The sequence below is a fragment of the Thermogutta hypogea genome (genome assembly GCF_055386265.1).
The window spans coordinates 2,296,906-2,311,554 of record NZ_AP042425.1 but is presented as its reverse complement, the minus strand read 5'-3'; the positions used below and the strand labels follow the sequence as shown (position 1 = coordinate 2,311,554).

Annotated in this window: 9 protein-coding genes; 4 read left to right on the top strand and 5 right to left on the bottom strand. The window is 60.2% G+C overall.

The window, feature by feature from the left end; translation table 11 throughout:
• Positions 1 to 93: 93 nt before the first annotated feature.
• Together ACZ5B4_RS08330 and ACZ5B4_RS08325 are read right to left on the bottom strand one after the other, a co-directional pair.
• Positions 94 to 3,408: a Gldg family protein gene (locus ACZ5B4_RS08330; protein WP_464913973.1), complete on the bottom strand. Its 3,315-nt coding sequence runs from the start codon at positions 3,406 to 3,408 to the stop codon at positions 94 to 96.
• Between the two features lie 226 nt (positions 3,409 to 3,634).
• Complete coding sequence (locus tag ACZ5B4_RS08325) at positions 3,635 to 4,390, bottom strand: ABC transporter ATP-binding protein (RefSeq protein WP_464914007.1); 756 nt, start codon at positions 4,388 to 4,390, stop codon at positions 3,635 to 3,637.
• 560 nt (positions 4,391 to 4,950) lie between these two features.
• Between ACZ5B4_RS08325 and ACZ5B4_RS08320 the strand changes: the two genes are divergently transcribed.
• Both ACZ5B4_RS08320 and ACZ5B4_RS08315 read left to right on the top strand, forming a co-directional pair.
• Positions 4,951 to 6,057: an isocitrate/isopropylmalate dehydrogenase family protein gene (locus tag ACZ5B4_RS08320; protein WP_464913972.1), complete on the top strand. Its 1,107-nt coding sequence runs from the start codon at positions 4,951 to 4,953 to the stop codon at positions 6,055 to 6,057.
• Positions 6,058 to 6,516: 459 nt separating this feature from the next.
• Positions 6,517 to 6,906 (top strand): hypothetical protein, encoded by a 390-nt coding sequence (locus tag ACZ5B4_RS08315; protein ID WP_464913971.1) that lies wholly within the window; start codon positions 6,517 to 6,519, stop codon positions 6,904 to 6,906.
• 169 nt (positions 6,907 to 7,075) lie between these two features.
• Here ACZ5B4_RS08315 and ACZ5B4_RS08310 read toward each other — a convergent pair whose 3' ends face one another.
• The gene (locus ACZ5B4_RS08310; RefSeq protein WP_464913970.1) at positions 7,076 to 8,341 is read right to left on the bottom strand and encodes a Gfo/Idh/MocA family protein; all 1,266 of its coding nucleotides are present in this window, start codon (positions 8,339 to 8,341) and stop codon (positions 7,076 to 7,078) included.
• A gap of 463 nt (positions 8,342 to 8,804) precedes the next feature.
• Between ACZ5B4_RS08310 and ACZ5B4_RS08305 the strand changes: the two genes are divergently transcribed.
• Positions 8,805 to 9,485, top strand: coding sequence for a zinc metallopeptidase (locus ACZ5B4_RS08305; protein ID WP_464913969.1), 681 nt, complete (start codon positions 8,805 to 8,807; stop codon positions 9,483 to 9,485).
• A gap of 273 nt (positions 9,486 to 9,758) precedes the next feature.
• Here ACZ5B4_RS08305 and ACZ5B4_RS08300 read toward each other — a convergent pair whose 3' ends face one another.
• A complete protein-coding gene (locus ACZ5B4_RS08300) occupies positions 9,759 to 10,940 on the bottom strand; it encodes a Gfo/Idh/MocA family protein (protein ID WP_464913968.1) in 1,182 nt (393 codons plus the stop codon).
• Between the two features lie 382 nt (positions 10,941 to 11,322).
• Here ACZ5B4_RS08300 and ACZ5B4_RS08295 point away from each other — a divergent pair, with 382 nt between their 5' ends.
• Complete coding sequence (locus tag ACZ5B4_RS08295) at positions 11,323 to 13,425, top strand: bifunctional serine/threonine-protein kinase/formylglycine-generating enzyme family protein (protein WP_464913967.1); 2,103 nt, start codon at positions 11,323 to 11,325, stop codon at positions 13,423 to 13,425.
• A gap of 70 nt (positions 13,426 to 13,495) precedes the next feature.
• On the opposite strand, the gene ACZ5B4_RS08290 is transcribed toward ACZ5B4_RS08295, so the two are convergent.
• Positions 13,496 to 14,332 carry a hypothetical protein gene (locus ACZ5B4_RS08290; RefSeq protein WP_464913966.1) on the bottom strand — a complete coding sequence of 279 codons (837 nt, stop codon included), beginning with the start codon at positions 14,330 to 14,332 and terminating at the stop codon, positions 13,496 to 13,498.
• Positions 14,333 to 14,649: the final 317 nt, after the last annotated feature.

The following is a 14,649-nucleotide window of genomic DNA, read 5'->3' as shown; positions in this document are numbered from 1 at the left end:
AAGCGGCTGAGTGCTGATCGACGCGAAATGGAAATTCCGAAATCGAATTACGTGTGCCTTGCCCAAACTCGCAGCGGGACGGCATTCACGCGGTCAGGTCGTTCCGCGACGGGCTCGACGCCGCGTGGGGACTCCCTCCAATTCTTTGGCCCTGCGCCATACGAAAATCACGGCGGCCAGGGCCAGGGGGAACAGCGGAGGAATGAGAACCGACGCCATCTTGTACGAGTTTTGTAGGCCTCGCACATAGAGCGCCAGTTCGGTTTCGATCCGTTCCAATTCGCGATCGCGTTTTTGACGCTCTTCCTCCATCCGCGCGGACATCCGCCGTTCGCCCTGCTGCTGAGCGATGGCCACGCGCCGCACGATCTCGTCCGTGCTGAGGTTCTGCTTCTGCATATCGGCTTCGAGCTTTTTCACGGCTTGATCCAGCTTTTCGCGCTCTTCCTTCTCGATTTGATCGTAGGCGTCTTGCAGTTTTTGCCGTTGCTCGGCCGCTCGTTGCCGGGCGATTTCAGTGGCTTTTTCGATGCGCGTGAGAGTGCGGTGCTTGGGTCGGCGATTGCGAATGTCGATGAACCGGTCCTCGCCCGCCATCTGGTCCAGCAGATTCAGCACCATCGTGACGTTGTCGAAGTCGAGCCGCACGTCCAGCCCCGGCAAATCCTTCTGTTGTCGCAGGCGGAAGAAGGTCTCGTGCAGCATGTCGATGTCCGCCACCAGCGCCACACGAACGGGATGCGTCTTGCCGGCGACTTCTTCCACCTTTCCGGAGGGCGGGGCGGCGGGATCGCTTTGTTCTCCCCCGGCGATGACCTTGAGTTCGGGCAGCGTGCCCTCGATCAAGGCGGCCAAAACATATTCCATTTTGGTCGCACGGCGCGGTCGTTGATCGTTGATTTGCCGCCGTCCGGTCAAGAAGTCCATGCGAAAAACGTCGTTGAAGCGAACCGTGCCCGTGACTCGGCCGGTACGCGTCAACGGCGTGAACTTCATGGTGGAATTGTTCAGGCGGGTCAAATAACCCGGGAATGGAAATAGCACCTGTTCCAGAGCCGCCGTGACGGCCTGTTCGCGGTTGAACGGCTCGTCCGCCCCGCAATTGCGGTTGATGAACACGAATTCGGGATTGCGCTGGAAGAGTTCCAATTTGGGATAAGGATTGTACTGCTGCCAAACGATTTCGTCGGCGGAGAAATCGATTCCCAATTTGCGCCACAAAGCGGTGATGTCTCCCTTGGGCTGCGGTCGTGCCCCGAACATCATCATCTGCATGGGCGGCCGCCGCTCATCGGATGTGGCGGGGACGCTGGAGGCGAAGATGGGCATGGGATCCTCGAAAATCACGGTGGGTTGCCCGTAGCTCACCGCGGCCAGGAACCGATTCATGTCGTCCGGCGAAAGCGAGGAAGGTTGGACCGCCAACAAGACGTCCAATCGCCCCAGCTTCAAGGCCTCCTCTCGCACGCGGTCCTTGCATTGAGTGACCTGATCCGGGGAAAGCTTTTCGCGCGGTTCGCTGATGTTCAGCAATTCGCGGCCGCGGTCGACGATCTTTTCCTCCGCGGCGTCGGCCAGGCCCAAAACCTTCATGCCGGCCTTCTCGCATTCCTCGTCATTGGTTACCAGGTCGGCGGGAGCGACCCGCACGACTTCGAATTGTTTTTCCAGCTCGTCGACGATGGGCCAACGGCCTTCGCCCCCGCCCATCGCGAATTCGCCGAACAACTTCGCATCGGTATCGAGTATCCCCAACCGCTTCCGTTTTTGCTGCGTGACGGTGGCCACGGAACGGATCAGCTCATACTCCACCGGGATATCGCGATCGATAAACGGAACCACCACCTTCTCGAGGCCGCATGTGAAGGCCACGCCGAGGAACACCCGCATCTCGGTGTAGCGCCCCTGCTGCATGGCCATCACGCGTTGCGGCGTGATGTTGAAGCGGTCGGCCGCTCGCTGCGCCTCGGCGCTGTACGGTTCGGTATTGTTGATTCGCACACGAAGATTCTTACCGCGGGCCTGGAATTCCCGCAGCAGATTGATCAGGTTGGCACGGACCTGGATGTAGCTCTCCGGGACCTCCGAACTGACGAAGGCCTCGATTTGCACGGGGTGCTCGGGATTGAGGGATCGCAGGATATTTACCGTTTCGGGAGAAAGGGAGCTGAGTCGCTCGCTGGTCATGTCTAGACGCAAGTCGGCCGTTTGCAGCAAGGCGACAAGCCCCAAGGCCAGTGTGCCGAAGGCCGCGGCGCGGATCGTAAAATGGGCGGGCATCAAGGAGGTCTGCCGCGGGAAGAGCCACCAACCTAGGAAAAACAAGACGTGCAGCGCCAGCAAGATGCCCAGCAGAATCCAAAATGTGGCAGGGGATTCTGCTTCTCCTCGAGTTAGGTTCCCGCCCAAGAACGCGGCCGCACCCAGCACGACCAATACGCACAACACGTGCATGGCAGGTGGAACCAGCGAGAGGGTGGTCATGGCCCCGCGATTGGGGCGCGATTGCCAAAGGTACAGCAAGCCGGCATGCACTAAGAAGTAGGCGGCGGCCAGCACCACGATGAGCAGATTCACGTCCGAGAATCGGTCTCGCAAAAAGACCCAAAAGACTACGACGCTGCCGATCCAGCAGAAGTGAAGGACGCCGTAGAACAGGCCGGCGGGGAGACGCGATTCTCCCGTGGGCCAATGGCGGCGACCGATCAGCACCATGGCGAGGTACAGCGACAGCGCGACCAAGGCGATGAAATAGGCGGTGGCCGACAGCGTGATCAAACCCCGACCGAACGTGCCGAACTGTTCGCTGATGCTCCAGCCTTTGGCTTCCAGGGCTACGTCGTGGCGGAGGATGGCGTCGGCCGCGTTGAGAAACACGGCGGGGGCATTAAGGACGACGCCCAAGATGTAGGCCACCGTCAGGTTTGCGGTGAAGAACGACGCCACCATGCCCACGCCGAGCATGGCCAGTCCCACCAGCCAATAACCGATGTACGTGCTTACCAACAATCCGACGTCGGGATTGCCCAGGGAAAACAGCACGGCCGTGTTGCAAACCAGCGAGAACAGGAGCGAGACGGTAAAAATCGAAACGGCCGCCAGGTATTTGCCCAGCACGATTTGCCAATCCGTGGCGGGCATGGTCAGCAAGAGTTCGTCCGTACCCTGCCGCCGCTCGTCGGACCAGATTCCCATCGTCACGGCCGGGATGAAGACCAGCATGACGTATGGAAACCATTTATTGAGCTGGTCGAGATTGGCCAGGTTGGCGTCGAAGAAGTCGTTGGGCCAAAAGGCCGCCATGGTGCTCAAAGCCACAAACACGCAGATGAATAGGTAAGCCGTGGGGCTGGCAAAGTAACTCAGAAAGTTGCGTTTGACAACCGCAAGCAAGACCTTCGTGTTCATGGTCGTACCCGTTTCCGAATCGGTTTGCACCCAAGGTTGTATGTGGCCTACGCGAGCTGGAGATTCCCGATCGCTTGGGCGGAAAAACGTCGTCCTCGTCCGTTCCATGGGCCGCGAAAGTTGTAAGGAAACAGCGGCGTCGAAGCTGCCATCAATTCACCGAGCGGTCCGCGCGAGGCACCTCCGCCTGAACCCGGCAAGGCCGGCGCGGGGGGGCCCGCTTCCGTCACGTGGCGACCGCCTCTTCGGCCGCGGTCGTCATTTCGCGGAACCACTGATCGAGCGGGCGGCCGCCGCGCGTCACCGCCTCCACCGAGCCGTCGAACACCAGGCGTCCCTCGTTGATGAATAACACGCGGGTGGCCATGGCTTCGACCTCTTGCAGGATGTGGGTGGATAGCAAGATCGTCTTGTTTTGGTCCATCAAGCGACGGATGGTTTCGCGGACTTCGTGAATTTGGTTGGGGTCCAAACCCGCGGTCGGCTCGTCCATGATGAGCACGTCGGGTTGGTGGAGAAGCACCTGCGCCATCCCGACCCGTTGACGATAGCCGCGCGAGAGCTTGCCGATGGGCTTGCCCAACACGCCCTCCAGGGAGCAAAGCTCCACGACTTCGCGAATTCTGGCGGTGCGTTCGGAGGGAGGAATGCCTCGTGCCTCAGCGAAGAATCGCAGCAAGGCGATGGGCGGCATGTCGAGGTACAAGGGGCCGTTTTCCGGCAGGTAACCGAGTCGTCGCGATCCCTCGAGTCGCTGCGAAGACATGTCGTACCCGGCGATCCGCGCCGTCCCGGCGGACGGGGCCAGGTAGCCCGTCAGCAGCTTCATGGTCGTGCTCTTACCGGCGCCGTTGGGACCGAGAAAGGCCACAACCTCACCGTCGTGAATGGAAAACGTGACGTTTTCCACCGCCGCGAAGTCGCCGTAATACTTAGAAAGGCCGACGGCCTCGATCATGGGCCGACTCTCTCTTGCAGCCATCTTGTTCGACTCCCCTTGCGGTAAAGAAGCCTCATCGAGCGAATGGTGATGGTCGCGGCAGGCCGATATTACGGCAATGGCCTCGACCACGGCGACGCGACCCGTCGGAATGCCTTCGGCGAAAAAATGTTGAGGGCCGCTCGCGTAATCGGCGGGCGGCATGGACGGTTGCGCTGCTGGGAAACGACGTCCGTCGTTCAGCGCCGGCTCCGGCGGGGTGGCGTTCCCGGAGGCGTACAAAGTGATGATTATAGTTTCCCATACGGGCCTTTACCAGACTTCCCCGACAGTGCAGTTGTTGCCGATACCGGCTCCCGTGTTGCTTACTTCCTCTAGCGGAAATGACGGGGGGCGGTCCGCAATCACCGCGCGATGGGTTTATTGTTCGTCGGCAGTTGGTAAAATCGATTGTCTTGCCGGAGCTTCGGCAGGGGATTTACCCCGCGAACCGGCCTCCGGGCCCTTGTATCGGGTCGGGCGTCCCGACTTCGGACCGGAAAGCCGATTTGAGCAACGATTTTTTTGCAACGAGAGAACGAAGGAAGGAGAGGAACGCATCCATGCCGCATGATGTCACGTTGATTACGGGCGACGGTGTCGGTCCGGAGCTGGCGGCCGCGGCTCGCCGTTGCGTGGATGCCACGGGAGTGGAGATTCGTTGGGACGTTCAAGAGGCGGGCGTGGATGTGATGGAGCGAGTGGGGACTCCTCTTCCGGATGCTACCATGGAAAGCATCCGCCGAACGCGCTGCGCGTTGAAGGCGCCGATTACGACTCCGGTGGGCACGGGTTTTCGCAGCATCAATGTCTATCTCCGCCAGGCACTGGGGTTGTATGCATGCCTCCGGCCGTGCAAGTATTACCCCGGCGTCCGAACCTTCTTCGAGAGCGTCCCCGTCGATCTCGTCATTGTGCGAGAAAACACGGAGGATCTGTACGCAGGCGTGGAGTTCCAGCGGGGGGCGGCGGCGACCGCCGAGTTGATCGAGGTCATCAACCGGATCGCCACCGATCGAAAGATCAAGACCGGCTCGGCGGAAACCGGGATTTCGGTCAAGCCGATCAGCGTCTCCGCGACCGAGCGGATTGTGCGATTTGCCTTTCAATACGCCAAGGCGAACGGTCGCAAGAAAGTGACGGCCGTTCACAAGGCCAACATCATGAAGTTCACGGACGGTCTGTTTCTCGAAGTCGCGAGGAGCGTTGCCCAAGAGTATCCGGAGATCGAATTCGAAGATCGGATCGTGGACAACATGTGCATGCAGCTCGTGCAGAAGCCGGAGCTTTACGACGTACTGGTACTCCCCAATCTGTACGGCGACATCCTCAGCGATTTGGCGGCCGGCCTGATCGGAGGGCTGGGTGTCGCCCCCGGCGCCAACATCGGCGACGAAGGAGCCGTCTTCGAGGCCACGCACGGCAGCGCGCCGAAGTACAAAGGGATGAATAAGGTCAATCCGACCGCGCTGATCTTGTCGGCTGTCTTGATGCTCCGCTATTTGAACGAAAATGACGCGGCCGACCGACTCGAACGGGCGGTGGCGGCAGTCATTCGCGAAGGCCGAGACGTCACCTACGATATGAAACCCAATCGGGATGATCCCACGGCGGTAGGAACGCAGGAGATGGCGGATGCCATCTGCCGGAAAATCGCCGAGGGAGTGTGACCGGTCGCCACGGGCGCAAGCGGCTTGGGAGCCTGTGCGCCTGCGAGATCGAGTAGCGGCGGGGAAATTCCGGAAAAAACGGTAATTCCGGCCCATCCGATTACGATAACATTCTGTGGAAGCTCGCACGGAAGGCACCGACGCAGTTGCTGAGAGGCAGCCGGTTCTTCGTCCTCCTTTCCGGTTTGTGCGTTAGCTCGGGGGTGGATCGACGCCGCCCGGGTATTAGTGCGCAATCGATTTGACTTCTCTGTGACATCAATTGGATAGCGCAATCTCCAGAATGAGCGCCGTGCTCATGCTGGAGATTTTTCTTTTATTACTATTCTATAACGACTTATGGATTCTTTGGATCAATGGAATGTCGCTTGCACAGAGGAGGAACTGGCACGGCAGGTTTGCGACGGACGGCGTCGCGAAATCCATGACCCAGGTTCCTTTTCAGAGGAGGACACGGCGATGCGTTGGGCTACGATGAGTCTTGCGGTGATTGGTGTGTTGGCGATCGGTTCCCAGGCTTGGGCCGATCAGGTTTCCGTCCAGCGTTCCCGCAGCACGACGGTGGTGCGGAGCTCCGGTGCCGGCCCGCACGCTGCGGTGCATTTTGCAGCTCACGGCTATCCGCCCTATCGTGGGAGCTGCTACGGTGGGCCGGTGGTGATTCGGCCTCCGGTTCCGCATCACCCGCCGGTGGTCGTTCCGTTCCCGGGACACCCGCCCGTTGCGGTCCCGCACTATGGGCATTCCCACTCGTACTACAGGGGGTACGACTACTACCGCTATCGGTCGTCGGGGCACGGTTCGGTAAGCATTTACGGCCCGCGGGTCGGCTTCTCGATCGGTTGGTAAAAGAATGTCGCGGATGGAGGGCTACCGTGGCCTCCGAGGCGAATGGGCTTCCGTTTTGACCTTCGTTGCAACGAGAAGCGGCCTGCGCTGCGCAGGCCGCTTCTTTTGTGAACACGGTGAAGCCCGGTTAGCTGCGGGATATCGGTAATCGGTCCGCCCGGCGCGTGGCTCAGACCTCCAGACGCCAAGGTTCGCGCATCGGGCGGTGCATCATGGCGGAGGCCTCTGCGTCGTTCACAACCTCTTCCTTTTTGGGATCCCAAGTTACCTCGCGTCCCAGGCGGATTGCGATGTCGCACATTTGACTAATGATGTCGGATCGCGCGGCGTCGGCCACGGGAGCGATCGCCTCTTTACCGGCCTTGATCGAGTCCGTGAAGTTGATGTCGTGGCGCGGGCTGACGGTGAGATGCACGTCGTCGGGACCTAACTTGATGTCCAGTAGAGACTTCGGTTCGGCACTGATGCTTGAGCGGCGAACGTCGACCCAGCCTTCCGTTCCGATGAATTTGGTCGAGTCGCTGCCCGGCTTGAAGGTCATCTCTACCCCGTTCGCCATTTGCACGGCGACATCCCAATGGATGACGGTGTCGTACAGGCCTTTTGTGGGAATTTCGCCGGATCCCTTGAAAGTCATCGGCCCGGCCAGATCGGCATCGCAGCCCCAAACCATGATGTCCAACGGGTGGGCGCCCCATCCGGCTAAGAAGCCGATCGAATAGTCGTAGATCCAGTACGTGCCGGGGGTGACGCAGCGGCTGGGGGTATACGGCTTCATGGGAGCCGGGCCGATCCACATCTCGTAATCGAGGTTGGGCGGCGGATCGGTCGGGTCCGTCACTCCCCCCACGCCGCCGTCAGGGGCGATCACTTCGATCCGCTTCAATTCGCCGATCTTTCCGCTCCGCACGAGTTCGCAACCGAATCGGCAGTGTGCCGAGCTGCGTTGCTGCGTGCCGTATTGAAAGACGAGCTTTTTTTGCTGAAAGACGTTCCGGCAGATCAAATCCTGCTCGATCGTCAGGCCGAGAGGTTTTTCGACGTAGGCGTGTTTTCCGGCCTTGGCCGCCATCAGGGCGATGGGGACGTGCCAGTGATCCGGCGTGGCGATCACCACGGCATCGATGTCGTCGCGGGCCAACAATTCGCGGAAATCGGCGTAAGCCTTGCCTTGAATGGCGGCCGCCGTGGCCTCGCGTCGATCTTGATAGGCATCGGCCACGGCAACGGGTTGAGCACCGGGGTTGGTCAGAAAGCCTCGCAAGAGATCGCTGCCGCGACCTCCGACGCCGATATGGCCGGTCAGCACGCGCTCGCCGGCGGGTGCGGCTCCTTCCAGCCCCAACGCCCGGCCGGAAACCCAATAGGGCACGACGAAAGTGGACGCAGCCAGACCTTGCAATAATGACCTGCGTTGGATTTGGGGACCCTTCATGGTGTGCGATCCTTTCGAAACCGGTAGAGGTGGACCACGGTGGGGTTTGACGAACGGGTAGGTGACGTGCGAGCCTCCGCGCGGAACAGCACCGGCACAACTGCGGCCATGGTTCCGTGACGGGGGTTCCCCTTTGCGTCAGCAATGTTAGCCTCCATCACCGCAAGATGCAATTAGGGATCGCAGGGAGTTGTTGCGGGCAAGGGGGCGGCCTCCGGAAAGAAGCCGGTTTACGGAGAGGACCGATCGACGAGCCGACGCAACAAGGGCTGGCCGCGGGGCAACGATAACGTAGAATGCAATGAATGAGAGTTGTAGCCTCCCCCTCAAAAGATTTGGTTAGTGGACGCAGTGGCGGTCGTTCGCTCCGGCCCCAGCTATCATGGCTTCGTCGAAAAAGGGTGTTGGGAGCTGCGACAGCAGCGTGCAAAATGGTTTCGGGCGATAGGGAAAAGAGCTAACGATGTTTTTTGATCCGCTGTATTTCATCTTGATTGCCCCGGCCTTGTTGTTGGGGTTGTGGGCAAACTATCGCGTGCGGAGCACCTATGCGCGGGCATCGCAGATGCGAGCGTCTTTGTCGGGCGCGGCGGCGGCGCGTTATATCCTAGATTCGGCGGGACTCCAGGACGTGGCCGTCGAAGTGACGCCCGGCGAGCTGAGCGATCATTATTCCCCCGCGGAACGGGTAATTCGTTTAAGCCCCGACGTCTATCGGGGAAATACCTTGGCTGCGGTGGGAATTGCAGCCCACGAGGCGGGACACGCGATTCAACACGCGCGGGCGTATGCGCCGTTGGTGTTCACGCAGGCCATCGTGCCGGTAGCCGGTTTCGGCAGCAACATCGGCCTTTTGGCCCTGCTTTTCGGGATCGGCTTGGGGCTGCAATGGTTGGCTTGGGCCGGTGTGATTCTGTTCTCGGCCGTCGTTCTCTTCCAACTTGTGAACCTGCCGGTGGAGTTCAATGCCAGCAACCGGGCTAAGCAGCAGTTGGTTGCGCTGGGAATCGTACCGCGGGAGGAGATGGCGTACGTGAACAAGGTCCTCAATGCGGCGGCCCTGACCTATGTGGCGGCGACCTTACAGGCCGTGCTGACCTTGTTCTACTACCTTCTCTTGGTCACCGGTCGAAGCCGCGAGTAACGGCGGGAGAAGGCCAAAAAAGCGGGCGATTGGGAATGTGTTCCTCACCTCCCAATCGCCCTGAAGTGCGCGACTTCCTCTTCGCGGCAACGCCCTGCTTGTGGATGTAAGACCAAGTGGCGAGTCTAAGCAGGGTGGTGATTCCAACCTTTCGCGACAACAAGACTTAGGTTGCGGCAAGTCGAAGCGGCGATTTCGGCGTTCTCCCCATTCCGAAGTGTTTGAGGTAAATCGAGAAACCGCCTACCGCCTGTTGTCTTGACGCTTTGCTTGTTACTTCACGTCATCCAGGTTTACGGGCCGGCGTTCCGCGGCGGAAATCAATGCCGCCTCTAGGACCCGCTGCGTATTGTACGCGTCCTCGAAGTCCGGGAGCGGTACCGTCGGTTGCTCGCCCGCCAAGACCTTGAGGATATCGAACGCCTGATTGACGAAACCGTGTTCGTATCCAATGATGTGGGCGTCCGGCCACCAATTGGCGACATACGGATGGTCGCCGCCGTGCGTTACCATGATGTTGGTCCAGCCCTGCACGGCCCGGGGCAACGTGGCGTCGTAAAACAAGAGCTCGTTCATCCGTTCGAAATCAAACTTCAGGGAGCCTTTGCTGCCGTTGATCTCGAAGGTATTTCGATTCTGATTGCCGGTGGCTTGGCGCGCGGCCTCGAAGCTGGCGACGGCGCCGTTCGAGAATCTTGCCAGGAAAAGCACGGCGTCGTCGACCGTGACATCGCCCCACTGATCGACGCCGGCCCGTCCCGAGGCGATACCGCCGGCCGCTACTCCCGTCGGCAGTTTGCGCTTCTTGATGAAGGTCTCGGCGATCGCGCCGGCGATCTCCACAATCTCCATCCCCGTCACAAATCGCGTCATGTCGACGATGTGGGCGTTCAGGTCGCCGTGGGCGCCGGAACCGGCCAGGGTCTTGTCGAATCGCCACAAGAGGGGGACGTTTTCGTCGGCCCAGTCTTGCAAATAGGTGGCGCGAACGTGTCGAATCTCACCGATCTTGCCTTGCTTAACCAATTGATGGGCGAGAGCCACGGCGGGGCAACGCCGGTAGTTGAACCAAACGAAAGTTCTGACGTTCGCCTTCTTAGCGGCCTCGACCATTTCGCGGGCGTCGCTCAGCGTCCCGGCGATCGGTTTCTCGCACGCCACATGTTTACCCGCCAGGATGGCGGCCTTGGCGACCGGCGCATGCATGTAATTGGGGGTCACCACGTCCACCAAACCGATCTCCGGCGATTTTACCAAGGCCTCCCAGTCCGTAGATGCGTTTTGCCATCCCCAATTTGCCGCAAAGGCCTGCGGATTCTCCTCCGGTTGACCGAACACTGTGTGCATGACGGGCTTGATGGGCGGCTTGAAGAATTTGGCCACTTGCCCCCATGCATTGGAGTGGGAGCGTCCCATGAAGCCTTGGCCGATCAGGGCCACATTGATGGTTGCCATGGCTGATTCCTCCGCGTGATTCATGAACCGGAATCTCCGACGAGACCGCTGGATGCTCTTTTATAACGCATCCTGCGGCGTTTACAAGGTCCCACCCCGGCGCGGCACCGGGGCCGAGACGCGCGGATTTTTTCCCCGTCGGGTTTCGCTTTGAGGCATGTATCGTCGAGTCCGCGTCCCAACGGTCGGCCATGTCAACGGCTACACGTGTGCCTTTCGAGGGCGGAGACGAATGCCGTTTTGCGTCTTTTGCATTGCCGTTATCGCGGTTGTTATAATACTGGCGGTATTACGACTTTGGATGTCTCCCGCCGAAAGCACGACACCCGGGAACTCGCTGCGGCTAAGGGTCATTCCTACCGATCTATCGATACCGAATGCCATGCGAGTCCGTTGCCCGTTTTGCTCGACGACCGTGGAATGGAACGGCGATGAGTTCCTCCACTCCGATGTCTGCTCCAAATGCGGCAAGCGATTGACGTTCCTCTCGGAGACTGCAACGTACTCGCCGAAGGAATTGCAGCCGCTGGGGCATTTTAAACTGTTGCTCCACGTTGGAACGGGGCACTTCGGCGAGGTCTTCAAGGCCCTGGATACGCAACTGGGGCGCGTGGTGGCCCTGAAAGTCCCCCGCACGGATCAAATGGACGACGCGACGCGGGAATGGTTCCTCCGCGAGGCCCGGGCGGCGGCAAGGCTGCGCCATCCGAACATCGTCGCCGTCCACGAGGTAGGCATGGTTGAGGGTCGGCCTTATATCGCGGCCGATTTCATCGACGGACCGACTTTGGCGGAGCGTCTGGCCTCGCGGCGTCCCACCCCTTGCGAAGCGGCCGAGATTTGTCTTCAGGTGGCGGATGCACTCCAACACGCCCATCAGGCCGGCGTTATCCACCGCGACCTCAAGCCCGCCAACATTCTGCTGGATGGCTCGGGCAGGCCGTATGTTACGGATTTCGGCATCGCGAAACAGGACTCGGCCGACTCGACGGTTACGGCGGAAGGGGTGATTTTGGGCACGCCGGCCTACATGTCGCCCGAGCAGGCCCGCGGAGGCTCGCGCGACGCGGACTCGCGGAGCGACGTTTTCTCGCTGGGCGTCATCCTTTACGAGATGCTGACCGGGCGGCTCCCCTTCCAAGCGGAATCGTGGCGGGGCCTGTTTGACGAAATTCAGCACCATGAGGCGACGCCCCCGCGGCGTTTGGACCGACGCATTCCGCGCGACCTGGAGACCATTTGCCTGACGGCGATGGCCAAGCAGCCGCAGCGACGGTATGCATCCGCCGGGGACATGGCCGAGGACCTCCGCCGTTACTTGGCCGGCAAACCGATTTTGGCCAAGAGGGTCGGGCGGCTGGAAAGAATGTGGCGCTGGGTACGCCGCAATCCGATGCCCGCCTTGGCCGCAGGCATCGTGTTGCTCTTTGCGTTCGGTTTGATGTTTGCGACGTATCAGCGTTGGCGTGAGTCGCGCGCCCTCCTCAAGCAAGTCGTCATCCAGACGATTCCATCCGGTGCCAAAGTGATGTTTTTCCCGCTGGACGAACAGACGGGGGAGCCGTTACCGGAACAAGGGATCGGGCCGAGCGTCAGTCCTGTTACGAACTTCCTGCCGGGCGGGGATTATTTGGTTGTTGCTTATCTGGATGATGGGAGATTCCATGAGGTCTTCCGGCATGTGCCGAAGGATGAGCACGAGGATACGCCTACCCCGGCCTCGCACCGTTATTGGCGAAAAGAGGGCGGAAATATCGTTTTGCCCGACATCAATATCCCCCCTCGTCACGCAACGGTCGGCATGGCGTACGTCCCCGGGGGCGAGGTTACGGATTTCGGGGCCTTGACCACGACGGCCCTGCCCGCTCGAAAACGAGTCCCGCCCTTTTTCGTCGATACCACCGAGTTCTCGGTGCGCCAGGCAAGTGAGGAGTTCGATTTGAGACTTACGGAAGGGTGCTATAGCGGTGAGCTTGGCCAAGACGATGCCGTGGGTTGCTTGAGTTTTGATCAGGCCTTGGGCTTGGCGGAGTCGCTAGGCAAGCGTTTGCCGACCGCTGCGGAATATGAGCTGCTGGCATCGATGCTCCCCAAGGCCCGACGAACCGAGTCCGAGGGCGGGGCAACTCGTAGTTGGGTGTTCGGCCCCGTCGGCGTGGATTGCGGGGACCGATTGGATGTGGACCCGCGCCATCCCATCTTCGGGCTGTCGTCGAACGTCGCAGAATGGACGCTTAGCCGGATGAAGCTACCCCAGGTCGGGCGCGGAGACGTCGCGGTCGCTGTTCCTGCCGGGAGAATCGTGTTCGGGGGAGACCCTGCGGTGCTAGAGCGGCAAGCGGATATTCGTTTCGACCCGACGCTGCCACCGCCCCGAATGGTCGTGCACGACAGCAATCGTAAACCGGGCCTTGGCTTTCGCTGTGTCCGAAGCGCGAAGCCTCGCCTGCGACCGGAAGATTTTGGGGCGATCATCAATCCTTAGCCGTTAGCTGCGGCCGTTGCCGGTTTGCCCGCAGCCGCAAGCGGAAACTGTCTTGGTCAGCGGTCGGCTGTCAGTCGGCCGGCGTCGGTTTCAGCGGGAACGAATCTTCGAGAAGGACCGTATAGACGGTTCCGTCGTGTTCGATGAGGACCAGCTTCGTTTCCTCAGCGTTATTACCAGCTGGCGGTATCGGAGTTACTTTGGCGGGATGGATGGGCACGGCGTCAGGCGGCTGTCCGACGCACTGGCGACCCAGCCCTATCTTCACCGTTTCCACCTCAGGGCCGCCCGGGATAACTGGGACCTTCAATTCCAATAGTTGCAATTTTACGCGAAGGATCTTGCTTCCCGCTTTCAAATCCGTAACGTAACTCGCTGTAAACTTGCCGGGATATTCGGGATAAAGAATCAACGTTACGACATCCCTTCCGGGCGGAATCTTCTTCGCGCCGACTTTACCCAAATGGGGTGGGGATATCGGAATGGGCTTTTCCGGGGGATGCGATTTTTCCGTTGCGGCGGCAACGGCCCTGTATACTTCCCGGAAGCAATTGCTGGTTTCGGGAGGATCGGTCGGACATATCACTTGGCCGTTCTCTACCCGACATTGGTTGGTGCCGGTGCGCCGCCGAATGGTGTCAAGATAGGTACAAGTTCCCCCCCAGTTCGGGTTGCAGCACATTCCGGAGTAATAGTAAATGGGATCGGAGGGCGGCGGGGGGACATAGATCGCGAACTCGTAGAATAGGCACACACACGTGGCGCCTCTCGAGTCCTCCGCGGACGGCTCTCGCCCACAATTGCACCCCTGGTCGCCCGCTCCGTTGTCGGGCTGACTCGCAGAGGCAAAACCCCAAGGTATCATCATCAAGACGCCGGCCAAGAAAGCGGTGACCACACGATTCATGGAACTGCCCTCCACTTTGAAGAACCGAAAGATCCCCCGCAACCCGCAGCATGGGAATACCGTACATGCCTTGCTCATGGGAAAAGGCTTGGGAACCTAACCCCTGCATCGCTTGCCGTAATGTGGAGAAAAGATATCAACGCGCCGATGTCGATCGATGCGCAGACCGGCACAGAAAAAAGGGAATTTCACAGATGCGATTTTGAGTATATCGCTCGAAAATAGAAAGGCAATATCCTGAAGCCGCTTTTCGATCGGGGCGAATCGGCGAAAGGCGTCCGGCCTTGCCCCGGCCGCGGTCGAAATGGATTCGCCAG

Coding starts and splice junctions, on each gene's coding strand:
- ACZ5B4_RS08330 (WP_464913973.1), bottom strand. CDS start 3,408: ATGAACACGAAGGTCTTGCTTGCGGTTGTCAAACGCAACTTTCTGAGT.
- ACZ5B4_RS08325 (WP_464914007.1), bottom strand. CDS start 4,390: ATGGCTGCAAGAGAGAGTCGGCCCATGATCGAGGCCGTCGGCCTTTCT.
- ACZ5B4_RS08320 (WP_464913972.1), top strand. CDS start 4,951: ATGCCGCATGATGTCACGTTGATTACGGGCGACGGTGTCGGTCCGGAG.
- ACZ5B4_RS08315 (WP_464913971.1), top strand. CDS start 6,517: ATGCGTTGGGCTACGATGAGTCTTGCGGTGATTGGTGTGTTGGCGATC.
- ACZ5B4_RS08310 (WP_464913970.1), bottom strand. CDS start 8,341: ATGAAGGGTCCCCAAATCCAACGCAGGTCATTATTGCAAGGTCTGGCT.
- ACZ5B4_RS08305 (WP_464913969.1), top strand. CDS start 8,805: ATGTTTTTTGATCCGCTGTATTTCATCTTGATTGCCCCGGCCTTGTTG.
- ACZ5B4_RS08300 (WP_464913968.1), bottom strand. CDS start 10,940: ATGGCAACCATCAATGTGGCCCTGATCGGCCAAGGCTTCATGGGACGC.
- ACZ5B4_RS08295 (WP_464913967.1), top strand. CDS start 11,323: ATGCGAGTCCGTTGCCCGTTTTGCTCGACGACCGTGGAATGGAACGGC.
- ACZ5B4_RS08290 (WP_464913966.1), bottom strand. CDS start 14,332: ATGAATCGTGTGGTCACCGCTTTCTTGGCCGGCGTCTTGATGATGATA.